24 protein-coding genes and 2 riboswitches are annotated in these 24471 nt (G+C 31.6%); of the genes, 5 read left to right on the top strand and 19 right to left on the bottom strand.

All coding sequences use genetic code 11. The features are described from left to right. Positions 1-24 precede the first annotated feature (24 nt). The 7 genes from IMX26_RS11920 to IMX26_RS11950 form a co-directional block, all read right to left on the bottom strand. Complete coding sequence (locus tag IMX26_RS11920; RefSeq protein WP_195158612.1) at positions 25-900, bottom strand: DegV family protein; 876 nt, start codon at positions 898-900, stop codon at positions 25-27. A gap of 142 nt (positions 901-1042) precedes the next feature. After that, positions 1043-1705 carry an HAD-IB family hydrolase gene (locus tag IMX26_RS11925; protein ID WP_195158613.1) on the bottom strand — a complete coding sequence of 221 codons (663 nt, stop codon included), beginning with the start codon at positions 1703-1705 and terminating at the stop codon, positions 1043-1045. A 27-nt stretch (positions 1706-1732) separates the two neighbouring features. After that, the gene (locus IMX26_RS11930; RefSeq protein ID WP_195158614.1) at positions 1733-2458 is read right to left on the bottom strand and encodes an acyl-ACP thioesterase domain-containing protein; all 726 of its coding nucleotides are present in this window, start codon (positions 2456-2458) and stop codon (positions 1733-1735) included. A gap of 191 nt (positions 2459-2649) precedes the next feature. Then, positions 2650-3579 (bottom strand): ABC transporter permease, encoded by a 930-nt coding sequence (locus IMX26_RS11935; protein ID WP_195158615.1) that lies wholly within the window; start codon positions 3577-3579, stop codon positions 2650-2652. A gap of 2 nt (positions 3580-3581) precedes the next feature. After that, complete coding sequence (locus tag IMX26_RS11940; RefSeq protein WP_195158616.1) at positions 3582-4649, bottom strand: ABC transporter permease; 1068 nt, start codon at positions 4647-4649, stop codon at positions 3582-3584. Then, entirely contained in the window at positions 4646-6163 is a 1518-nt protein-coding gene (locus IMX26_RS11945; protein ID WP_243259127.1) for an ABC transporter ATP-binding protein, read from the bottom strand. The genes IMX26_RS11940 and IMX26_RS11945 overlap by 4 nt, the downstream gene beginning before the upstream one ends. Before the next feature lie 9 nt (positions 6164-6172). Further along, the gene (locus IMX26_RS11950) at positions 6173-7258 is read right to left on the bottom strand and encodes a BMP family ABC transporter substrate-binding protein (protein ID WP_195158617.1); all 1086 of its coding nucleotides are present in this window, start codon (positions 7256-7258) and stop codon (positions 6173-6175) included. A gap of 97 nt (positions 7259-7355) precedes the next feature. Continuing rightward, positions 7356-7457, bottom strand: a riboswitch (purine riboswitch). Between the two features lie 170 nt (positions 7458-7627). Here IMX26_RS11950 and IMX26_RS11955 point away from each other — a divergent pair. Continuing rightward, entirely contained in the window at positions 7628-8389 is a 762-nt protein-coding gene (locus IMX26_RS11955) for a hypothetical protein (RefSeq protein ID WP_195158618.1), read from the top strand. A gap of 69 nt (positions 8390-8458) precedes the next feature. On the opposite strand, the gene IMX26_RS11960 is transcribed toward IMX26_RS11955, so the two are convergent. The 3 genes from IMX26_RS11960 to IMX26_RS11970 all read right to left on the bottom strand — a co-directional run bounded on the left by IMX26_RS11960 (position 8459) and on the right by IMX26_RS11970 (position 12055). Then, on the bottom strand, positions 8459-10234 hold the full coding sequence (locus IMX26_RS11960) for a DUF4153 domain-containing protein (protein ID WP_195158619.1): 1776 nt from the start codon (positions 10232-10234) through the stop codon (positions 8459-8461). Positions 10235-10862: 628 nt separating this feature from the next. After that, the gene (locus tag IMX26_RS11965; RefSeq protein ID WP_195158620.1) at positions 10863-11573 is read right to left on the bottom strand and encodes a permease; all 711 of its coding nucleotides are present in this window, start codon (positions 11571-11573) and stop codon (positions 10863-10865) included. After that, positions 11570-12055, bottom strand: coding sequence for a permease (locus IMX26_RS11970; RefSeq protein ID WP_195158621.1), 486 nt, complete (start codon positions 12053-12055; stop codon positions 11570-11572). The genes IMX26_RS11965 and IMX26_RS11970 overlap by 4 nt, the downstream gene beginning before the upstream one ends. Positions 12056-12142: 87 nt before the next feature. On the opposite strand from IMX26_RS11970, the gene IMX26_RS11975 reads away from it, so the two are divergent. The 3 genes from IMX26_RS11975 to IMX26_RS11985 all read left to right on the top strand — a co-directional run bounded on the left by IMX26_RS11975 (position 12143) and on the right by IMX26_RS11985 (position 14681). After that, entirely contained in the window at positions 12143-12811 is a 669-nt protein-coding gene (locus tag IMX26_RS11975) for a Crp/Fnr family transcriptional regulator (RefSeq protein ID WP_195158622.1), read from the top strand. A 149-nt stretch (positions 12812-12960) separates the two neighbouring features. Next, entirely contained in the window at positions 12961-14115 is a 1155-nt protein-coding gene (locus IMX26_RS11980; protein ID WP_195158623.1) for a hypothetical protein, read from the top strand. A gap of 8 nt (positions 14116-14123) precedes the next feature. After that, positions 14124-14681 carry a hypothetical protein gene (locus IMX26_RS11985; RefSeq protein WP_195158624.1) on the top strand — a complete coding sequence of 186 codons (558 nt, stop codon included), beginning with the start codon at positions 14124-14126 and terminating at the stop codon, positions 14679-14681. A 50-nt stretch (positions 14682-14731) separates the two neighbouring features. Here IMX26_RS11985 and IMX26_RS11990 read toward each other — a convergent pair whose 3' ends face one another. The 6 genes from IMX26_RS11990 to zupT all read right to left on the bottom strand — a co-directional run bounded on the left by IMX26_RS11990 (position 14732) and on the right by zupT (position 19673). Next, positions 14732-15637: a GNAT family N-acetyltransferase gene (locus IMX26_RS11990; RefSeq protein WP_195158625.1), complete on the bottom strand. Its 906-nt coding sequence runs from the start codon at positions 15635-15637 to the stop codon at positions 14732-14734. 186 nt (positions 15638-15823) lie between these two features. After that, on the bottom strand, positions 15824-16657 hold the full coding sequence (locus IMX26_RS11995; RefSeq protein WP_195158626.1) for a metal ABC transporter permease: 834 nt from the start codon (positions 16655-16657) through the stop codon (positions 15824-15826). A gap of 11 nt (positions 16658-16668) precedes the next feature. Continuing rightward, positions 16669-17352 (bottom strand): ATP-binding cassette domain-containing protein, encoded by a 684-nt coding sequence (locus tag IMX26_RS12000; protein ID WP_195158627.1) that lies wholly within the window; start codon positions 17350-17352, stop codon positions 16669-16671. A 5-nt stretch (positions 17353-17357) separates the two neighbouring features. Next, on the bottom strand, positions 17358-18251 hold the full coding sequence (locus tag IMX26_RS12005; RefSeq protein WP_195158628.1) for a zinc ABC transporter substrate-binding protein: 894 nt from the start codon (positions 18249-18251) through the stop codon (positions 17358-17360). Positions 18252-18418: 167 nt separating this feature from the next. Next, positions 18419-18823, bottom strand: coding sequence for a GNAT family N-acetyltransferase (locus IMX26_RS12010; protein WP_195158629.1), 405 nt, complete (start codon positions 18821-18823; stop codon positions 18419-18421). 46 nt (positions 18824-18869) lie between these two features. Continuing rightward, a complete protein-coding gene (gene zupT / locus IMX26_RS12015; protein ID WP_195158630.1) occupies positions 18870-19673 on the bottom strand; it encodes a zinc transporter ZupT in 804 nt (267 codons plus the stop codon). Between the two features lie 253 nt (positions 19674-19926). On the opposite strand from zupT, the gene IMX26_RS12020 reads away from it, so the two are divergent. Beyond that, complete coding sequence (locus IMX26_RS12020) at positions 19927-20709, top strand: 4Fe-4S dicluster domain-containing protein (RefSeq protein ID WP_195158631.1); 783 nt, start codon at positions 19927-19929, stop codon at positions 20707-20709. Positions 20710-20753: 44 nt separating this feature from the next. Here the strand turns inward: IMX26_RS12020 and sucD are convergent, their stop codons facing one another. The 3 genes from sucD to IMX26_RS12035 are packed head-to-tail and all read right to left on the bottom strand — an operon-like array spanning position 20754 to position 23974. Then, positions 20754-21623, bottom strand: coding sequence for a succinate--CoA ligase subunit alpha (gene sucD, locus IMX26_RS12025; protein ID WP_195158632.1), 870 nt, complete (start codon positions 21621-21623; stop codon positions 20754-20756). Continuing rightward, positions 21624-22790 carry an ADP-forming succinate--CoA ligase subunit beta gene (gene sucC, locus IMX26_RS12030; RefSeq protein ID WP_195158633.1) on the bottom strand — a complete coding sequence of 389 codons (1167 nt, stop codon included), beginning with the start codon at positions 22788-22790 and terminating at the stop codon, positions 21624-21626. It abuts the gene before it with no gap. A 17-nt stretch (positions 22791-22807) separates the two neighbouring features. After that, a complete protein-coding gene (locus IMX26_RS12035) occupies positions 22808-23974 on the bottom strand; it encodes a YidE/YbjL duplication (RefSeq protein ID WP_195158634.1) in 1167 nt (388 codons plus the stop codon). 169 nt (positions 23975-24143) lie between these two features. Beyond that, positions 24144-24331, bottom strand: a riboswitch (cobalamin riboswitch). Between the last annotated feature and the right edge of the window lie 140 nt (positions 24332-24471).

The following is a 24471-nucleotide window of genomic DNA, read 5'->3' on the forward strand; positions in this document are numbered from 1 at the left end:
TATTATCCTGTATATGATGTAGGATTAATTTTTTAGTTCATTAATAAGAGGTTTCTTTGTATAATAAACTAAACCAATTGCTCCGGGCCCCACATGGGTACCGATTACTGGTCCAATAGAGGCAATAGAAACAGGTAGCTTTATCATATCTTCAATAACTTTAGCAAGATCTTTAGCCTCTTCTTCACACTCAATATGATGAACCTTAATATCGCCCAAGCCAAACTGCTTAATGTCTTGTAAAAATATCGAAACTAAAGATTTCACAGCCCTCTTTTTAGTTCTTACTTTATCTAAAACCTTAACCGTTCCCTCACGAACGGTTAAAATCGGTTTAATTCTCATTATACTTCCTATTAGGGAGCTTGCTGCTCCAATACGACCACCTTTACGTAAATACTCTAAATTATCTGGTATAAAAATAAACTTACTTCTTATAATATTTTGTTTGGCAGCATTTACTACATCTTTTAACGAGCCATTGGCTTTTGCTTCTTTTGCCGCAGCCAATACTGCAAAGCCAAGTTGAAGGCTGTTTGATAAAGAATCGATAATTTCTATTTTTGCATTTGGAATTTTCTCTAACACCATTGCTTTAGCCATGTTTGCGGTGCTATAAGTACCGCTCATTTTAGAGGAAATAAATATCGCTACGGTGCTGATGCCAGCCTTAGCATTTCTTTCAAAAATACTCTTTATATCATTAATAGGAGGCTGTGATGATGTAGGTAACGTTTTGCTATTACTTAATTTACTATAAAAAAAGCTATTTGTTATTTCTGTTTCTTGAAAACTTTCATTTTTAAAAACAATTCCTAATGACACAACATCAATATTATACTCAGTCAATAAATTTTTAGGAATATAACATGTACTATCTGTTAAAATTTTAATTGTCATTTTTATCACCCATATTTTATTGTTTATTTTATAAAGCTTTATATTAATATACTCTAAGTTATAAAAAAAAATAAATATATAACTATCATAATAACACTAAAATGAACAAAATTCATTAAATAATTTAAACCTTATAATATAGCTACTTAATTATTTGCCAATTTTCTTTTAGGGCATGCTTTAACAGCCTTTTATCAGGTTTTACCACAACTGATTTACCAACTAAATTTAATAAACCTAAGTCAGCAATACTGTCTGCATAAGCTAAGCTATTTTGCCAATCTATTTCTTCTTCTTTAAAAACAGTTTTTACTATATCTTGTTTTAAAAAACCGCTGATATGAGTAGGCTTTTTATCGTAATTTAGCTTATTTTTATAAAAATATAAGTCTGTTCCAATAGCTTTATTTATGCCTAAATCACTAGCAACTACTTCTAAAAAAAGGCTATAACATCCAGATAAAAGAACAGTGTAATAACCCTGTTGTTTAGCTTTATTTATTTCACTTACAACATTTCTATTAAAATAAAGCTTGGCTTCTTGGTAAATCTCATTAAAGAATTTTACAATATCTTTTTTAGTCATACCCATAAAAATATAAGGGAATATTTCAATTACAGAGGTTCTAAACTTTTCTTTTGGTAAAAGCCGTAACTTATATTTTATAAACAAAAAAATAATCCGATTTTTAATAATGAATAGCTTGCTTTTAGAGTAATTAAGCTTATGCCATTGCTCTATAAAAAAAGGAATAGTTTGTTTTGTAAATAGGGTGCCATCAAAATCAAAAATAGCTAGTTTCATAATAATCTCCTACTAAATTAAACAAAGTTAAATATGAGTAAAGCGTATTCTTGTTAAAGTGCTTTGTTTATCAGTATGTTCATTTATAGCAGCTACATACACCTCATTATTATTAACATTAGTTTTACGAAGAATAGTACTATCACCATATTTCATCTCAGATATAAAGTTAATAGCAATTTCATTTATTTTTATAGACTTGTAAGTATCATAATTAAAAGTATTCATTACCCACTCAATGTAACGGGCATTGTTTACATGATTATTAACATCTAAATCACACACTTGAATTTTTTTAGCGTAACAATCATTAAAACTAAGCTTAGTACGTAATTTAGGTGCATTTTCTTCTATTGCAAAAACATTGTTATTTCCTGGGAAATTAGCTAAACGCGTCATTTTTCTGGTTTTAGCATCTAACAATAGCCAGGAGGTTGTCGCTATAGCACAAAGATTATCATTGTTATATATTTTAAAATCTCTTAAAGCAAAAAGCCTGTTACAACCCTTGGGCCACGTTTCTATGGTGATTATATCGTTTTGTTTAGGTAGCTCAAAGAACCTAATATTAACTCTTGACAGTACCCAAAAAACCTTATTTTCTGTGATATACCGTAGACCAACGCCTAAACTATCTGCACTGTGTTCGGCAGCTTCTTGCATTAACTTAAATATTTCAGCAGGCTTAATCCTTGCCTTAAAGTCTACCTCGGGGGTTCGCACCTGCCAAGATTCTTTCCATATGTAATTCATTTATTCTTAACCTTTCAAAACCTTTCAAAAATATCCCTTACATTTTAACATATAATAAATACTAAAAAGAGATAGAAATTATAATTATTGATTATGGGTACAAGAAAAGAGAGTATTATTAAAATAAATACTCTCTTGTTTCATTACTACTTCATTAATAGCTTAAATTATTTTACTATAAGCTTAGTATCTTATCTTTCTTCTCTAAAATAACCAACCCCTAATGACTTAGGAGAGTGATCTTTTTTCTTGTACATAGAGCTGAAGATTAATACAATAATCGTTATAGCATAAGGCACCATATCTATTACATATTGAGAAACAGGGAAACCTATTTGCTGTAATCTAAAGCCAATAATATCTAAGCCACCAAACAAAAAAGCACCAGCTATTGCTTTGTAAGGATTCCACATACTAAATATAACCAAGGCAACAGCGATCCAGCCTCTACCTGCAGTTATATTTTCCTGCCACACAGGAACATATACTAGCGATAAATAGGCCCCACCTAATGCTGATATGGCACTACCAATTAGTATATGAACGTACTTATATAAGTTTACATCTATACCAGAAGAGTCAGCAGCTTGGGGGCTTTCTCCTACAGTTCTAACATTTAAACCTAAGCGGGATTTAAACAAATAAATTCCCATACAGATAGCTACCAGATAGCCAGCGTAAATAAATATATTGTGTTGAAAAAAGATTGTACCTAAAACAGGAATTTTGCTTAACAATGGTATAGCTTTCTCTGCAAAAATAGACTTAATAGTTGTTGGTAAATTTTGACCCATAAAAAGCTTGCCGGCATAGCCCGCAACTCCAGTTCCAAAGATAGTTAGCGTTAAACCAGTTACTACCTGATTGGCTCTAAGTGTCACTGTTAAAAAGGCGTAAATTAAACCACCCAAGGCCCCAGCAATAATAGCAGCTAGAATCGCAAGTAAAGCGCTCTGTGTTAACATGCCGGCCGCAAATCCCCCAACAGCACCTAACAACATTAAACCCTCAACCCCTAAATTTAGGTTGCCAGATTTTTCAGTTAAAACTTCACCTAAGGTAGCAAAAAGCAGAGGAGTACCAGCATGAACTGCGGCCTTTAAAAAAATTAAAATTGCCATAATTAACTCCTTTTATTGCCTTTATTTTTTCGTAAGTGTATTTGGTAGTTTATAAAAAACTCACTGCCTAAGGCACAAAATAAAATCGTACCCTGCATAATTTCTGCTACGCTATGGGGTATTTGAAAAGCAGTTTGAATAAAAAAAGCACCCTGGGTTAATACAGCAAACAATAAACCTATAACTGGAATTAAATGCACCCTTACATGGGCAAGCCAAGTAACTATAATAGCCGAGTAACCAATGCCTCCTGAAATTGAGGATGATAAAGTACCATGAACACCTGAGGTTTGGATCATGCCAACTAGGCCCCCTAATGCACCGCTTAGAAATAAGGAGCTTAAAACTACCTTATTAACATTCATACCTGCATATTTGGCAGTGTTTTTACTTTCTCCAATAACATCAACCTCGTAACCAAACTTGCTCTTGTTAATAAAGAAGTAGGCTACCACAAATATTACTATAAAAATAATCCAACCAAAATGAATACCCGCCACTTTTGGTAGGCTAGCATTTAAACTAAAATCTGGTATTTTAGGAAAACCAGCTTGTTTTGGATCTTTCCATGGGCCATATTGTAAATAAATAATGAATTTTATAGCTATATAGTTAAGCATTAATGTAAACAGGGTTTCGTTGGTTTCAAACTTAACCTTAAAAAAGGCTGGTATTAATGCCCACAAACCACCTACTATAATACCAGCAGAAGCCATTATTAAAAGTAAAATAGGTCGCGGTAAATAACTAAAATTAAGGGCAAAAAATGTAGCAGCAAAAGCACCCATTAAAATTTGTCCTTCAGCTCCAATATTCCAAAACTTCATCTTAAAAGCAATTAAAATGCCTAGAGAGGTGATACTTAACGGAATCATTAATTCAACAGTTTTTCTGAACCTAAAAAAAGTACCAAAACAACCAGCAAGCATTGCATTAAATACTTTAAGGGGGTTATGCCCTATAATGGCTAAAAACAATGAAATGATTAATAGCGAAACAAGAATACTACCAGCTCTAATTAACCACTGTATATACGATGGTAACTCCGTACGTTTAGAAATACGAATCATGATACATTACCTCTCTCTAAGCGTTTTCCAGCCATCATATAACCCAAGTCTTCACGGGTAACCTCTTGGGGATTAACAATGCCTGTAACCTCTCCATCACATAAAACCATGATTTTATCAGCAAGCTGTAGTAAAACATCTAAATCTTCACCGATAAAGATAATACCGTTACCTCGTATTTTTTGCTCGTTTAACAAATCATATATTTTGTGGGCTGATCCAATATCTAGCCCGCGTGCAGGGTAAGCTGTAATTATTAGCTCGGGTTGTAGTTCAATCTCTCTACCTAAAAGAACTTTTTGAATATTACCACCCGATAACTTGCTTACTTTAGTAGTTGCTGATGGCGTATCGATATTTAGCTTTTTTATTAGTCTCAAAGCCTCTGTTTTGGCTTCATTTCTGTTAACAAATAAACCAGGCTGGTTTAAATAGGATTTCAATAAAACATTATCTACAATATCCATACCTGCAACTAAACCCATCCCTAATCTATCTTCTGGAACAAAGCTCATACTTATCCCTAAATTAATAATTTCTCGTGGAGACTTACCACAAATATCTTCAGATTTAAACTTAATTTCTCCCTCAAGATGGGGCTGTAATCCTGCAATTGCTTCGCATAGTTCCTTTTGACCACTACCAGCAACTCCAGCTACACCTAAAATTTCACCTTGTTTAAGCTTAAAAAATAAATTCTTAAGGGCTTTAGACTTATTTTTGCGATAAACCGTTAAATCTTTAACCTCAAGGATAGTATTTTTACCTTTAACTTTAGGTCTATCAATTTGAAGTTCAACAGCCTTACCAACCATTTGATTAGTTAACTCACGTGGACTCAAGTTTTCATTATTAAGGGTACAGATATACTTGCCTTTGCGTAAAACAGTAATGCGGTCACATATCTCTATAACTTCATCTAGTTTATGAGAAATAAAAATAATGGAGTGCCCATCTGCTTTTAAACTATTAATTATCTTAAACAATTTATTGGATTCTTGAGGAGTTAAAACAGCAGTTGGCTCATCTAAAATTAATACCTTTGCTCCTCTGTATAAAACCTTTAATATTTCTACCCGCTGTTTTTCAGCAACAGAAAGCAAACTTACTTCTGTAAAAGGACTTATTTCTAATCCATATTTCTGAGAAATTTCTTGAATATGTTGACCAAGTTTTTTACGGTTAATGAAAAAAGAACTTTTAAGTCCAGCAACCATATTTTCTAAAACCGTATGACTCTCTACTAGCTTAAAGTGTTGGTGAATCATTCCAATTCCCATGTCAATAGAATGACGAGGAGAGGGTATCGTAACCCTCTCTCCGTTCATAACTATTTCACCTTCATCTGGTTGGTACACTCCAGCTATTACATTCATTAATGATGATTTTCCAGCACCATTTTCGCCAAGAATAGCGTGCACTTCACCTTTAAATAAATCAAAATCAACATGGTCATTGGCATAAACAGGTCCAAACTTTTTAACAATACCTTTTAGCTCAATAACTTTATTCATGATAACCTCTTAATCAGTTATAATTTCACCGTTAATACCGTTAATAAAATAATTCATATTTAATAATTCATTGTCACTTAAAGTTTTACCAGCTTCACCAACTGTAGTTCCATCTTGTTTGGTGATTACACCATCAAAAACCTTAAACTCACCAGCTATAATTTTAGCTTGATAATCTTCAATTAACTCTTTAGCCCCTTCAGGAGCGTTGTCAGTTAATGGAGCTAATAACACTAAACCATCTTTCATGCCTAACCAAACATTAACTGGTTCCCAAGTTCCTGCCATAACTTTTTCAACTTCGCTCTTATAATAAGCTTTCCAATCCCAAATAGGAGCAGTCATATAAGCATTTGGGGCGTTTTCTTCAGTTATTGAGTGGTAACCAACAGCGGCAACACCACGCTCTTCGGCAGCTTGTTGTGGAGCAGCTGTATCTTGGTGCTGAGCTATTACATCACAACCACTATCTATTAAAGAAAGAGCCGCATCTTTTTCTTTAGCAGGATCATACCATGTATGAGTCCATACTACATTAACTTTAGCGTCTGGATTAGCAGTTTGAACACCTAATGTAAAGGCGTTAACTCCACGAATCACTTCTGGAATTTCATAAGCAGCTACATAACCAATTTCGTTTGTTTTTGTTTTTAAACCAGCAACTAAACCAGATAAAAAACGAGGCTCATACATTCTACCAAAATAAGTATTCATGTTTGCAGCATCTGTTGCACCTGAGCAGTGTAAAAACTTTACGTTAGGATATTGATCCACAACATTTAACATGTACTTACCAAAACCAAACGAAGTACCAAATATAACATTACATCCTTGATCAACCATATTAGCTATAACAGCTTCAACATCTGCATTTTCTGCTACAGACTCTTGGTACATTGTTTCTATGCCAAGCTCTTGCTCTAAATATAAACGCGCTTGATCATGTGAAAAAGTAAATCCTTCAGTTCCAATATTACCAATATAAATAAAACCAACTTTTGTTGCCGGATCTTGTCCTGTGCTCTGCTGTGAACATGCAGATAAAAGAACTAACAAAGTTAGAACTAACACACTTGCAAACCTAAAATTTTTCATTTACTTATCCTCCGTTTCTTTCATGCACAGAATAACAGTAGCTAGTAAATAAAAAAACCTCTTACCCAAAAAAAGGAAAGAAGCTCTATTGATACACTAGCAAAGTGTAATCGGTGTAGTCGAATCTTTTTAGGGCGATTCGGTAGAGACTTCTGGACCATATTACCAGGATTATACACACGAACATATTAAAAATGTGCGCTGTTATAGTTCGTTTATAACATAGGTATATAGTACCAAGCCCAATGTATAAATGCAATAAAATTAAGCAAAAATAACATAATAAATTAACGTAATATTTAACAAATAATTTAAAATAATGGTTACATTGTTTGATATAATTGGAATAGTATTAGATGAGGAGGTTTGATGTTATTGCATAATTCACCATTTTTCTTAGGTCTACATTGTGCTCATTTTGTAGGTAACTTTAGTCAAGAATTAAAAAAGCATTACTTAGATTTATCATATAACGTTATTATAGAAACAGCTAGTTTTGACCTTATGAGTGATAATTCTTTAAACATTCTGTTAAGTAAGGATCAGTCTCTTAATCAAAATCAGTACAGCATAGTATACTTTACAGACTGTCTTGAAGCAAAAAAACAGTTTTTAAGAAATCAAAATATTAACTATAATGCCACTATAATTTTTAATAGCGATACAGTTCATCTTAATATTGCTAACAAAATTAAGATGTATATAATAGAGCATAAACCAAAACTAAAATTAAATCATAAATTAATTATGCTAAATGAATTACAACCTCAAGAACACGAACATTACCCCAATAATCTATGTGGTTTGTATGGGGAGATATCTTTTGCAGTACAGGATATTAAACCAATTATTTTAAGCCTAAAAAAACTGGGCTTTAAGGTAGTTGTTGATACCGTAGGGCATTACCCCTGGGCTATTTTAACAGATGGATTAACAATTATAGGTTTACATCAAACAAATAATTTTATTAATCCTACAATTACCTATTTTGCAGTGGATATGGTAGAAAGAATTCAAAAACTTAAACACAATACTGAATTAAATCTCACAAATGTAGAGGGCTTAAATCAAGATAAAGCAGCTAAAATAATAGCTCCTAATCAGCTTGAGTATTTTTTATTTAGTCTTTAAATAATCAAAAAATCAAAAAAAAGAACACAAATAATATAGCTTTGTGTTCTTTTTATATATATCAATTAATTACTTAAGTTTTATTAACATTTTTCCTTGGGCATTACTAAAATTAACAATATCATTGGCTTCATCTACGTAACCATTAAACTGATTAAAATAAAATTTAATCTCGATGGCATCATTTTCGGTTTTAAAGCTAAGTTGATTAGCTGTAAAGTTACCTTTGTATTTTAACTTATATTTTTTATATAGGGTAGTTGCATAGTCCTTAAGATTCACTGAGATTAACTCTTCATTGTTTTTACTTATTACCAGCATATTGTCATTAAAGCTTATGTTATATTCTTCGTTATTGACTATAAAACCATCGATATCTTTATTACTATAATTATCAAGATAAAAGTCGAATAAAAGTTGATAGCCGCTTATATCAAGAATTTCATCACCACGGTTATAATAAAAATTATTAGATTTAGTATGAGGAATATTGTAATATTCTTTAAATCCAAATAGAGTTTCCATGTCTTTAAACTTAAAGTCCTTAGGCAGTATCTTTAGCTGTGAAAAATCATGATTATCATTAAAGTAGTACAAAATATTACTTATTTCTCGTTTATGGTTATCCGAAACGTTACTACTTGCCACAATAGTTTGATTTTGAATCATATTGTACTCATTTAAGATACTATTAAAACGCTTATTTTGGCTATTAATAGAAATATTAAAGGCACTTAAGGGGCCGTAAGCACATACTAACAAAGTTAAAGCTAAACTTATTAAAAAAACAATATTACGTTTACCTTTATTAAAATTAACATACAGCATCACTAAGGTAGCCCAAATGCCTATAATTAAAACAAAGTACCTATTTTCAGTGAATCCATATTGATTAATTCTAACAATAATGGCATAAAACATCATTGCCAATAAAGGAAAAACTGCTTTGCTATAGATAACTGAAAAACCCCCAACCCATCTATTTTTATCTTTGTAAGGCGATAAAATAAAAATAGAGGCAATGCCAATTGCGGCATATGTTACAACTAAATAAGATACAATTCCGCTAGGCCACGTAGTTGTAATTAAGACTTTTCCAAAGTATAAATAAAGAATTACAGTATAAATAGATAGTAAAGGTAGAGCTATATACGTAAAAGCTACCTTTAATAACCAATTAAAATCCTTCAACTTGTACTTTTGGGCCTTGTAAGGCAGATTAGCTAAAAAGTTTAGGGGAGCAAATATTACGGCAGCGATAATAAAGGTATAGTAATATAAGTCTGTATTTAAATCATTTATTAACAATGCTTTTATGCCAGCAAAAACAGCAATGACACCTAAGGTAATACACAACATAAAAAATACACTCACTGCGGCTTTGTTAATTAACTTTGTAATGTAAATCTCGATACCTTTTTTTGAAATATAGGGAATAAAAACAAATGCAATTAATAATGCTGCAACTGTAAGCCACAGGGTTAATACTGCCACCATTTCTGTATTAATATAAACGAACTGATAAAACAAAAACACAAAAGCAATTTGCACTAAATAGTTAATAATAGTTGCAAAAACAGTTAGATTTTCACCATACTTTTCTCTTATTGCACTGAAAAATAAAGAGCAGGCTACTGCAAATACCAATGTTCCAGCAAGTCTTTGCAAAGGCTCTTCTATTGTAGATAAATAAGATATCTCATTTAAATAAATTAAAATTGATGCCAAGGCAAATAAGAATATAGCAGTTAATGGAAACCTCTTAATAGTATTAAAGACTTTCAAAAGGCTTTGGTTAATAAAATCACTAAAGCTAAATCTTCTTGAGGAATTTTTACTTCCCATTATAGCCACCTCCAATTAACATATATTATACCACAGCGTTTCACTTAACATAATTTTTAGTAAATTAAAAGGTAAAGATTTGATTTTTCAGATTACCTAATTATTTACTTAATCCCGTTGAGTCGCCACCCACTATGTGGCTGGTATTTTAATTGTATGTTTTTTCCTTATACACTTAGGAGTAAGTTTTATTCTTTTGTATTACTTTTCATTTATAATTTAACAAGTTTTTCCATAAATAGTTTAACAGTTGGCTATGTTATCAGCTGCTATCGCTCAAGTATATCTTTTCATAATTGATACGTTTTTTGTTTAACCACAAAGTACACGAAGAAAAAAGAAGGTATTATTGCTTACCGTAAATTCCGTGCCTCAGCACCTTCATCAATAGTCCATTCATGTTTTAAAAAAGAGTAAAAAAGGCAAATAGATTATTGAAAGGTACTGCATATAACTGGCTTATTCTGTTACATATATATTATTATGTTTAAATTGCCGTTAAAATGCTAACAATACAATGTCCCTTTAGGGTGGCAATAGTGTCAAGACAAAGTGAAATCAGCGTCTTAAGGCGCCACTCAGTAACACTCCTATAGGGGTAGTGCAAACTATCTGTTTGTAGTACTAATTACAGTTTATCCGATATTGCTTTTACTGGACATTTATCAGCTGCATCTTTAAGTTCTGCTTTATATTTGCTAATATCTAAATCCTTATTAATGCAAACTTTATTATTGTTAATTTTAAAAATATTTGGATAGTTTTTAACACAAACGCCACACTTAATACAGTATTGAGTAGCTATAATTGGTTTTTTAGCTTTACTACTAGTCTTAATATCTACGGGCTTAACAGTTTTACTAATTAGGTAAGCAATCATTAAAATAGCTATTACTGTTAAAATCCATCTGGTAATCATAAAATTTAGGCCTAAAAACTTAAACTCATTTATTAACATAGGAATTTTAATTACAGCCCATGAACTTAAAATAATAACAATATTATAAACACTAGCTCCTTTAGAAAAAAGCATTTTACAGATAGGAAAGGCGGCATAAATTGGTCCAGCTGAAATACTACCCAAAACAAATGAGAACAGAATACCTTTTAGACCTGATTGTTTACCTAAATTTTTAGTAATTACTTTTTTGGGTATCCAAGTTTCAATTAAGGTAGTAATAATTAAAATTATAGGCATTATTAAAGCCATTTCTTTTATATAATAAACACTATTATAAAGCGAGTCTATGGCCTTATTGGGAGTTAAAAAAGCAGCAACAATATATAGTAACAATACAAATGTAAATAACTTATTTTTTTTAACAACACTTACTATCATCTTAAAATTACCCCCATGATTAATGCTATGATAATTGCAAATACAAAGCTATATATATTTCTCATTAAAGCAAACTTAATACCAAATTCCTTTTTTTCTAGTGGAAAAGTAACAAAACCAACCATTGTAAGAGTTGTTAAAAAAGCAGTTGCTGGTACAATACTTACTCCTACGCTTGTAAAAGAGTTCACTAATGGAAAAGCTACAAAGGCAGGTATTAAAGTTATGCCACCAACAAAGGCAGCAATTATTGTTGAAAACACTACGTTTGTTTTATTAAATATAACTTGAATAGCTGATGGAGGAACAAAACTAAGCAACAAGCCAATAAACAAAAGTATAGCAAAAATACTGCTAAACATATTTTTCATCATGCCTTTAGCCATAGTTAAAGACTTAAAAGTTTTGGCTTTATTTTTCAATAAAGACATAACTAAAGCTACAATAGCTAATATCCACAAAATTATTGTGAAAATATCCATATAAACCACCTTCTTAGATTGATACCTTTATAATATACTTAAATAAAGATTACATCAGTTACCAAGGTAACTAATTGGAGTAAAAATATGAACTTAGAAAAATACTTTAAACTATTAAACAATAACCCCTTATTTGCAGTACTTAATGAACAGGAGCAGCAAAAACTACTTAATGTTAGTAGTAGAATAGCAATCTTTAAGAAAAACAGAATAGTTTATATGGAACAAAAAGAATGTCTTAGCCTAGATTTAATTTTAAAGGGTAGGTTAGTGGTTCAAGATATTAACAAAAACGGCAATGTAGTTTTAATAAAACATATCAATAAAGGTGAAACAATTGGCGCTAATTTGCTGTTTGCTAATAACAATAAATACCCAATGACCTTTATTGCAAAAACACAAACAAGTATTTTGCAAATAAATAAAAATACTATACTAGATTTGTGTCATAATAATAGTTTATTTTTGCAACAATTCCTACTGTTGGTATCTGAACAAGCTATTTTTTTAGCTACCAAAGTTAAATCACTAAACAGAAAGTCTTTACGAAGATATATAGTTGAGTTTTTGCAACAAGAGTACCATAATCAGCAATCTAGAATAATTAAGCTACCACTTACCAAAAAAGAGCTGGCTGAAAAATTTGCGGTACAAAGAAGCTCTTTATCAAGAGAGCTTCAAAAAATGAAAAAAGAAGGACTAATAAACTACGATGCCAATACTATTACAATTGTTAATTTAGCACTAAACACTTAACTGGGGTTATACAAAATTTTACCTTTCTTGTATTAAACTTATTTGCCATTAAACATTTAAAAGAGGAATATGAGTGTGTATGTGGAAAATTAAACTAATTAACTAAGATATTTAAAATGTTAATTTAAAATAAGAAAGGATTATTAAGAATGAAAAAAGTATTAGTAGTTTTATTAGCTTTATTTATTTGTACTGTAAGCAATGTGAATGCCATAGCAGATAGAAATGTAACTTTAAATGATCAACTGTTAAACAAACAGTTTCAATCATTAACTGAATACAATAAAATTATAGAGGCAGTTAATAATAAAGATACATCTTTGTTGGCAACAAAGAATAACATAAGTAATTATTTTGGTGGGGCATACCTAAATGACAAAAAGCAGTTGGTGACTTTAGTAACAGAAAATAATAAAACAGTAGTTAATGAACTAATTAAGTTAACTAATAATGATAATTTAATAATTAAAAAGGTTAAATTTAGTTATAGTCATTTACAGCAAACAATGAACAAAATTAATAGTTATCTTTACATGAATCAAAAAAGTGATGATAAAATAATTAACAATATCAATAGAATTACTTTACATGATGATAAAAACTGCATTGTAGTATCTCTTTTTAGAATTAATGAAGACTACATTAAATTATTTAAAAATAAAGTATGCTCTTCTGAATGTCTTATATTTAAAGAAGATAGTAAGCCCATTCTAGATGAAAGCACTGCTTATGTGGGGCAAAAAATTGGGGCAAAAAACTGGATATCATCTGGGTTTAAAGCTAAGTGGAACTCTCCAGAGGGTGCTGTATATGGTTATGTAACCTGTGGTCACGGTATGCGGGGCAACGACACAATTATTGATGAGCAAGGTAATGTTTTGGGAAGGGTAAGAATAATAAAATACGGTGGCAAAGTTGATGCATCATTTTTTGAAGTAACAGATAAAAATTGCCGACTAACGAATATTATCTATCAAGAGCGAGACTATAGCCAGTTAGATGGTGCTAATTTTTTACCAGCTGTAGGATTAACTGTGAGTAAGTTTGGACACGCCACAAATAAAACTATAGGTGTTGTAATAGCCTCTAGTGTTACCGCCAGAGTTGGAGATACCGTATTTACTAACCTTGTTCAAACCGATTATAGTTCAGATGCAGGGGATAGTGGAGGTTTTGTTGGGGTAGAGTCTTCTAATAATAGATATGTCACTGCTGGAATACATAAGGGTTCTTCTGGAAAATATAGCTTTTATGTTGTTGCAAGTTATATACGTGATGAATTGAATGTTGATATTGTAGAATAGTAAATTCTATGAAAAAAGCAATAGTAGTTTTGTGTTTGTTATTAACTTGTTTTTTAGTTGGTTATAATACAATGCAAATTAAAATCCTAAAAACTGACAATTATTATATGCAAAAGCAAATACAATCAATGACTAATTATAATAAACTTTTAAATTGGTTTAATATAAAGAATAAAACAGATTTATATGGGGGTATGTATATTAATGAGGATAAAGAGTTAGTAACATTAGTGACAGATGATAGTAGTAAATATAGGTCTGAATTAAAAAAAGTAACTCAAAACCAAAATCTTATAATTAAGAAAGTTAAATATAGCTATAATTATTTACAGCAACTAATGGAAAAAATTAATGAGTATCTTTTAGCTAATGAAAACTCACATGATATACTATATAATAATTTTAATAGAGCTGCTTTGTATGATGATAAAAATTGTATTGTAGTGTCATTCTTTAAGCTGAATGATGAATCTATAAAGCTGTTTAAAAATAAAATAAGCCCTTCTGAGGCAATTAAATTTGAGGAAGATAGTAGTGCACTAGTAGATGAAAACTCTTCCCCATAAAACCATAAATGGCTGTTTTCTCCTTAAGAGCGACAGCCATTTTTACTTTATTATGAAAAATACTTAACCCACGGGCATTTGTAAAACAAATTTTTAAACCCTATAGCATGATAAAACTCTTGGCCCGATTCCACTATAGCGTATTTGGCCCCCATAGCTTTTGTTCTCCTTAAACACTCTAAAACTGCCGCTTTTCCTAAACCCATTTTGCGGTAGTCCGGATCGGTAGCTACTGGTTCTACATAAGAAATTTCGTTTACAGAATCATACCAAATGCCACTATAAGAAACATAATTGCCGTTAGGAGCAACTACCACAATATTTAAGGCCATCTTAAAATTTGGAGCGCTTTGCAGATACTTTCTACCACTAATATCTGCAGGATTAGGTTCTCCTTCATGGTTAAAGCCTCGCCATAGTGCTCTATCAACTTTATAAATATCATTTTCAGTTGCCAAGCTCTGTAACTTAAAGCCATTTGGTAGCTTAACCTGTGGTACTGGTTTTAATAAATCATACTGGGTGACTTCACACCACTTTTTGTCAATCTCCACTGGCTTATATCCTCTTTTAGTCAACAACTCTAGATATTTGTAATCAAAACTAGCAGGGTAGAACTTTAAAAATTTTCGGTTATTCTCGGAGCCTGTTAAAAAATTCTCAGCATATGTTATCATTTCATCTTTTAAATAGCTATGCTTAGGGTCAACCTGAAAATAACAGCGGCCTGGTTTATGCTCATAATTTGCTACAGCAACTATCTGTTTGTTGTGCTCCCAAACACCTATTTTATGAAAGTCATTAGCATTAGTATAGGGGTGATAGTGCATGTATTCCCAACGAGGCTGTAACCAGTTTTCATAAGGTTTACCTAATTCACCGTAACTATTTTGCAAAAATATATTTATTTTGTCATAGTCTTGCTCTCTGTTATAGGGTCTTACATTTATAGTCATTATAAACCTCCCGTTTAAAAAAAAGGGATGTCACATCAATTAATTTCTTAACCTCAAAGTTAATATAGATAGCTCATAATTCTAGTTCAAGTTTTAATAATTAAGCTCAATACTTAATACGACAGTCCTTTTGAATCAATTATAAGTTAATTAAATTTACCAAACAATACATATAATGATTACAAACTAACTAGAGCTATTTGTGTTCGTTAAGCCTGTTTTAGTAAAAACCAAGCTAACTAAATAAAAGAAAGCCGAGATTATAACAATAGTTGCCCCCGAAGGAATATCAAAAACATATGACCAGCCAAGACCTAATAACGTAAAGAATAAACCCATAATACAGGAGCCTATAATAATATTTTTTAGATTGTAAGTAAACATTCGAGTAATTGCAGGGGGAATAGTGAATAGAGCTAAAGACAGAACCACCCCTACTACCTTAACAAGGCTTACAACACATAATGCTATTAGTATCATCAAAATATTCTCTAGCAACTTAACATTAATTCCTAAAGTTTTACAATACTGTTCATCAAACAAAAAGCATTGCCAATAATTAAAAAACAAAATTATTACAAGCATAATAACTACTGTTATTAAAGCCATGACCCGCAAATAAACGGTAGAAACAGTAAGAATATTACCAAATAAATAAGATGACATATTGGGGGCATAACCTGGGGTAAGGGCAATAAAAATAATACCTAAAGACATACCAACAGACCAAAAGATTCCTATAACTGTATCCGCATAGGCTGAAACTTTGTTTTTTACATAACTAATACCTAAAGCAGCTAAAATCGCAAAGATTAACGCCCCATAAATTGGCTCAAAACTTAATAAATAACCTAAGCCAATTCCTCCAAATGAGGCATGGGCAATACCTCCACTAATACTTACTAGTTTTTTTTCAACAATAATAGTACCAATAAAACCACAGGCTATGCTAGCAAAAAAAGCAGCAAGCGCGGCGTTTAAAATAAAATGATACCCTAATAACTGCCGAAGTATACTCATAATTGCACCTATTAAATCCTAAAATTATTTGTTAAATACTGCTTTAATACACTTTTATCTTTACCAAAATACAATAGCTCACAATTTATAACTACAAAACTAGTAGCATATTCAACTAGCTTAGCAAGATTATGACTAATAGCTAAAATTGTCATTTTACTATTCAAATCACGTAAAATCTTAAATATTTCATTCTCTGTATAACAATCAATATTAGCTGTTGGCTCATCTAACATAATTAAATTTGGCTCACTAATTAAGGCCCTTGCAATTAAAACCTTTTGTAACTCTCCACCCGATAACAACGAAATATTTTTGTGTTTTAAATCAATAATATTTAACTTTTTCATTAAGCCAAAACACCTATCTTTAACTTCGTTATTATACCTAAAATGAGGTTTAATATTTTTAGGCAAAGAGCCTGTTAAAATAGTATCTAAAACACTAATTGGAAAGCCTCGTATAAAGCTTTCCTTTTGGGGTACATAAGAAACCCTTAAATCACTTTGGTAACTAAAGCTTCCACAAGTTGGTCTTGCTAAACCCATTAAAACTTTAACTAAAGTAGTTTTCCCTCCACCATTAGGTCCAACAATGCCTATAAAATCACCCTTATTAACATTAAAACAAATGTCTTTAATTAGGTGGTTGCCTTGTTGCCTATAGCTAATATTATCTACAAATAAAATACTCATATTAGCTATTTTAAGGCATTAGCAATATTTTCAGCTATTAATTGCATATTCTCAACATAATTAGAGGCGAGAGGAGAAGTTTTAATAACTGTGCCATTAATTTCTGTGGCAATAATATTTGCCTGATTATCATCAAACTCATCTTGGTAAAAAATAAACCTAATATCCTCCTGTTTGGCAAAATCAACAACCTCTTTAATTCTTTTAGCAGTTGCTTCTTTTCCATCACTCTCAACAGCTGTCATCAACAAATTATAGTCATTTGCAAAATAACCATAAGCAGGGTGGTACACAATAAAAGAACGTTTAGTGGTATTGCTTAAGCTGTTAAGTATAGATTTATGTAAAAGCTGCAAAGCCTCTAAATAATCCTGAGTGTTTTTTTTGTAGGTTTCTTCATTTTTAGGGTCTAGTTCACATAACTCATTACAAATTACTTGTACCATCACTTTAACCCTTAAAGGAGACAACCAAATATGAGGATCTCGACTGGATTCATCTTTTTTATCACCTAAATATAGGGGTAAATAAATTTCTTCCACCTTTTTGTGTAGTTCAACAACCTTTAATGACTTATTAAAAGACTTAAGGGTTGGTAAAATATAATCTCTCTCAGACTGTACTCCAATAGTAAAATAAATAGCTGTTTTACTTAATGACATAGCATCTTTGGGGCTAGGCTCATAATTGGCAGGACTAAAGCCAGTAGGAATAACTGTTACAACCTCTACTAAATCCCCTGCGACAGCCTTAACAAAAGTACGCTGAGGGGCAATAGATACAGTAACAGTAGGTTTACCACTATTAGTTAAAGTAGCATAGTCTCTACCAGATAACTTAAAACTAACAAAAGAAACTGCTATTAATATTAAGAATACTACTAACAATTTTTTATTCATAATTCACCTCACGTAAAGCTTATATTAATAGCATAAACATAAAAACCTTAAACTAAACAAAATGGGGTCAGGCTTTAAAAATTTAATAACTTTTTACAAAACAAAAAAAGCCACCTACGTGACTTTTTTAATAATATTTTATACCTCTAAGCTAAAACTCAACACAGTTAAATATTTTTAACAAAAATAATCTCCAATGCCTCATTCTCAAGCATTAAACAACCCTTGTCTTGGTAACCTAGTTTTCGGTAAAAATGCTGAGCATTTTCATTTGATAAAGTAGAGGTCATAATTATATCATGGCTCTCTTTTTTCATCTCCTGCTCAAAGAAACCCATTAATTCTTTTCCAATACCCTTAGAGCGGTGTTCCTTTTTAACATAAAGCATATTAATAAAAGGAGTATTGTCCCAAAAATAGTTATAGCGCAATAAGCCAACGGCCTTATCATTTAACATGGCAATTAAATACTCCTTGCCCTTTACTTTAGCAGGCAGTTTTGTTAATAGCATATGTTTATCGTAAGATTTAATAAAATCTATATCTTTAGGTGTAGCAAACCTAATTTCCATATTAGTCTCCTCTTAAATATCTAATTATAATACAAGCAAGTTATTATTAACTAAACAATACTAAGCTTAATGCCATAACTACCATACCTAAAACTAAGCCATAAATTGCAATATGATGTTTGCCGTATTTTTCAGCTGTTGGTAATAGCTCATCTAAAGCAATAAATACCATTATACCTGCTACTGCTGCAAATAAAACTCCAAAAACAACATCGTTAAAGTATCTATACAGTATTGTATAACCAACTAAAGCACCAACCGGCTCAGATAATCCAGATAAAAAAGATAATAAAAAGGCTTTTTTTCGATTACCTGTAGCATAATATAAAGGAACTGAAACCGCTATACCCTCTGGTATATTGTGAATGGCTATTGCAATGGCAATACTTATGCCTAGTGTTGGATCTTTTAGAGCACTAGTAAAAGTAGCTAAGCCCTCTGGAAAGTTATGAATAGCAATTGCTAAAGCCGAAAACATACCCATACGTTTAAGCTGTAACTTTTCATTTTGTTTTATAGCATTTTCATCATTAATGTCTTTAGGTTCATGTGGGTTTGTAAAAGAGGGTACTAGTCTATCAATTAATGCTATTACAGCCATTCCCCCAAAAAAAGCTATGGTGGTAAACATATATCCCTTAAAATCACCTAAAGCAAGTTGTAAGGCATCTTTAGATTTAACAAATATCTCTACAAAAGATACATAAATCATAACACCAGCAGAGAAACCTAACGCTCCGGATAAAAACTCTTTATTAGTTTTTTTTGTAAAAAATGCTAAAGCACTACCTATACCTGTAGATAAACCAGCAAAGAGTGTTAAGCCAAATGCAAATAAAACATTGTTCATAAAAAAACCTCCTAACATATTAAAATAAATATATTTGCTAAACCAATACACTATCTAAATTACAGCAATAATCTAATTATTAATTCTATTATCAGCATATTATTTAGGATAATGTATTGAACTCTTATTTTTATTTACCCTGTATTGCTTATTGATAAACATTATCAATAAGCAATATGGTATTTAATTTTTATGCTTGTTAAACGTTAGAAATACATTTATTATAATATATAAATAAATAAGGGAGAGAATAATGAACATTAAAAAGCTTTACATAGTTTATTTTAGCCCAACCGATACAACCAAAAAGACTTTGCAGAACATAGCTTTAGGATTTAAAGATATAGAAGTTGAAGAAATAAATTTAACGCCTTATCATAATAGAGAGTTAGACTATAACTTTACCAAAGATGATTTAGTTATTATTGGTGCTCCTGTTTATAGTGGTAGACTACCAGAACCAGTTACAGAGATTTTGAAAAGAGTAAAAGGGTGCCAAACTCTTGCAGTACCCATTGTTGTTTATGGTAATAGAGCGTACGATGATTCATTAGCTGAGTTAAACTATTACCTTAAGTTAAATGGCTTTATCACAATTGCTGCTGCAGCATATATAGCAGAACATTCGTTATTGGCTGAAATCGCTACTAATAGACCAGATGAAAAAGACCAAAAACACCAAATACAATTTGCAAAATCTATTATTAAAACTATTGACAGTAAAGAGTATACCCACAATACTTTAATAGTTAAGGGCAATATACCCGAGCCAATGCAGCGAAATAATAAACTAGTACCTCAATCAACAGCTGAGTGTACAAATTGTGGAGTGTGTAGCACTGAATGTCCAATGTTAGCAATAGATAGTAAAGACTTTAACAAAACAGATGTGCAAAAATGTATACTTTGTTTTAGATGTGTAAGATTATGCAAACAGCAAGCCAGAGTATTACAAAATGAAGTATTTAATGAAAAAATTAAAAATATGGCAAAAAAATTAACCGAAAGAAAACAGCCTGAGATATTTTTAATATAAATGTATAAAATAAGGCACAGTAAATTTACTGTGCCTAAAATAACTTATTTTAATAATTTAGCTACGGTTTCGCCTATTTTTTGAGGCGTATCAGCTATAAAAACACCACTATTTCGCATGGCGTTTAGTTTTTCATCAGCTGTACCTTTGCCTCCAGAAATAATTGCTCCAGCATGTCCCATTCTTTTACCAGGTGGTGCGGTTTGACCACTAATAAAGCCTACAACTGGTTTTTTCATATACTTTTTAATCCACTCACAAGCCTGTTCTTCAGCAGTTCCGCCAATTTCTCCAATCATAACTACTACCTTTGTTAAGGGATCATTATTAAAGGCTTCTAAAACATCAATAAAATCTGTACCATTTACAGGATCACCGCCAATTCCAACGGCAGTAGACTGACCTATGCCAAGCTGGGTAAGTTGGTGTACAGCCTCATATGTTAGTGTTCCTGAGCGTGATACAACTCCTACACAACCCTGTTGATGAATGTAACCAGGCATAATACCAATTTTACATTCATTGGGGGTAATTAATCCCGGACAGTTAGGGCCTATTAAACGAGTTTTTTTACCAACCATGTAGTTTTTAACTCTTAACATATCTTGAACAGGAATATGCTCAGTAATGCAAATTACTAAATCTAACTTAGCGTCTACAGCCTCTAAAATAGCATCAGCAGCATAAGGGGCAGGCACATATATAACTGAAGTAGTGGCCTTTGTAAACTGAACAGCTTCCTGAACAGTATTAAAAACAGGAACCCCTTCAATTGTAGTTCCACCCTTATTAGGGGTAACACCTGCCACTATTTTAGTTCCATAATCCAACATGGCTTTGGTATGATAAGCTGCAGTATTGCCTGTAATTCCTTGCACTATTACTCTGGTATTATTATTAATCCAAATACTCATTTATTTACCCTCCGTTAAGCTGACTATTGTTTGGGCACCCTCACTAAGAGTTGAAACTAAGTTTACATCGAGAGTAGATGAGACTAAAATTTGTTTACCTTCTTCTACATTTGTTCCCTCTAATCTAACTACTAAAGGCAAATCTAACTTAGTATTTTTTAAGGCATTAACAACCCCACGAGCAATTACATCACACTTCATTATTCCACCAAAAATATTAACAAAAACACCTTTAACATTAGTATCACTAAGAATAATTTTTAAAGCCTTACTTATTTTATCCTCTGTAGCACCACCACCAACATCCAAAAAATTAGCAGGATTACCGCCGTAGTGCTTAATAATATCCATAGTAGCCATAGCTAAACCGGCTCCATTAACCATGCATCCAATAGAACCATTTAAAGATATATAAGACAAACCATACCTAGAGGCCTCAAGCTCTTTTTTATCTTCTTCACTCTCGTCCCTAAGAGCAAAAATATCTTTTTGACGGTATAGGGCATTGCTATCAAAGTTTAGCTTAGCATCAAGGGCTAAAATATCATTTTCCTTAGTTATAACTAATGGGTTAATTTCTGCAATAGAGCAGTCTTTTTCTATAAAACAACTATAAAGATTTTTCATTACCTTAACAGCTTTATTAATTAATTGAGTAGGCATGTTGATTCCATATGCAATTTGTCTTGCCTGAAAATCTGTTAATCCTACTAAAGGGTTAATAAAAACCTTAATAATTTTTTCGGGACTATTTTGGGCAACCTGCTCAATCTCAGTACCACCTTCTTCAGAGGCTATTAAAGCAACTGTTGAAGTATCACGATCTAAAACTAATCCCAAATAATACTCCGATTCAATCTCACAACCTTCTTCTAGTAAAACACAGTTAACCTGTTTACCCTCGGGACCAGTTTGATGAGTAACTAAAACTTTACCTAGTAATTCATTGGTATATTTTTTAACCTCGTCAATACTATTTGCCAGTTTTACTCCACCAGCTTTTCCTCGTCCGCCAGCATGAATTTGGGCTTTAACGGCAACAACATCGCTCTCTAAACCCCAAACTAGTCTTTCCGCATCTTCTTTATTAAAAACAACCTTGCCCTTTGGCACATTTATATTAAAACTACTTAAAATTCTCTTTGCCTGATACTCATGTATATTCATAAATTAAACTCCTAATATTATATTTTAAATAAGATATTAGTGAATAAAATCATAAAAAAGAGAGCAAATGGATAAGTAGCACCATATCCTACCGTAACCTCTTCACTATTAACCGCCTCAATAGAGGCCGCTAAACCTGGTGTACTTGTCATACCACCACAAATACCACCTATTAAGTGTATTACATTAAGCTTTAGCACAAATTTGCCTACCACATAGCCCATAAAAACACTGAGACTACCTGTAGTAAGTCCAAATAATAGTAATTGCAAGCCAGAGCTCTGTATGAGAGACACCGCATTATAGCCATAGTTTAATCCAACAATAGCTAAAAACATATTAAGAGAAATATCTCTAACTACTGATAATGATTTTTTACTCATACTAAAGTTCATAGAGCCAATTTTTTTTACCTCACCTAATATTAAAGACATAATTAGTACTCCACCGGTTGATCCTAAAGCAAAATTACCAATAAAAGAACCCAAATAAATCTTTACTTTGCCAAGTAATACCCCTGTTAAACATACAAAGCTAAAAGCTATAATATCAAAACTAGTATTTTTTGATTCTGTTATATTGTCGTTAGTGTTATCATTTTTACCTTGTTTAGTATATTTTTTACCCATAAACTGAGCAAAAATAATAACTATTGCTACTCCAGGTACATAAGATATTGAATAGCCTAAGCCTACTAAAGCTTCACTATTAGCTACTGAATTTTTAGCCATTTCTAAAGCGGTAGCTAATCCTGGCGAGCTTGTTAAAGAACCAACATAAGTACCAATAATGCTTGCGTTACTAAAGTGAGTAAAGGATTTAGCAAATATTAGGGTTAAACATGCCCCTGTAAATGTAATAACAAAAGCCAAAAATACAAATTTTAAGCCATTTTTTTTAATAGTTTGTTTAATGTTTTTAGAAGCAATAAGACCCACTGAGGCAATAAAGCCAATTAAACTTAAGCTAAACAAATCTTTGGTAACAAAAGGGGCTCCAAAACTAACATTGCCATTAATAGCTACCCATTTAGTTACCGTGTAGCTTAAAAAAATGCCAACAAATAGCCCCCCAGAGCTACCTAGTTTAAAGTTTTTATACTCAAGTTTACCAAGATACTGCCCTAAAACTATACTTAAAAACAAAAGAACAAAAGGGTTTGTGATAATACTTTTTATATCCAAATGATTCTCCTCCTCAAATTATCACCTTAAAAAATAAAAAAACCAGCATTCAAAAAATGCTGGTGCTCGTTGGCTTTTACCTTTCCTTTACGAAAAGCAAACATCAAAAACAGTAGAATACATAATCCTACCATAGTTTAATAACACCTCCTCATCCTCGTGAGTAAATTACAGCATTGTTACTACTGGCAGGTCTCCTGACTTAGGCATAACAAAATTTATTCCTTCCCATACATAAGTACAGTGGTAATAATAAATTTCTAACCTTTACAGTGGCGGGACCGTGTTGGCTTTTAACCAAACTTCCCTTTTAAGAAATTGCGTATTAACAATTTCACCAATAGCCGAATATTCAATTCCGCTTCACTATACAATGCATTTATAAAACTGTCAATGTTGTTTTTTAAACTTTAAGGTCTTTTTTGTGTTTAAGGTACTAGGCTACAAACATTAAATTATAGGTTTTTAAATGAAAAAGACCCTATATGGGTCTTTTT

Origin of the sequence: Clostridium sp. 'deep sea', assembly GCF_014931565.1 — a bacterium.
GTDB lineage: Bacteria > Bacillota > UBA994 > PWPR01 > PWPR01.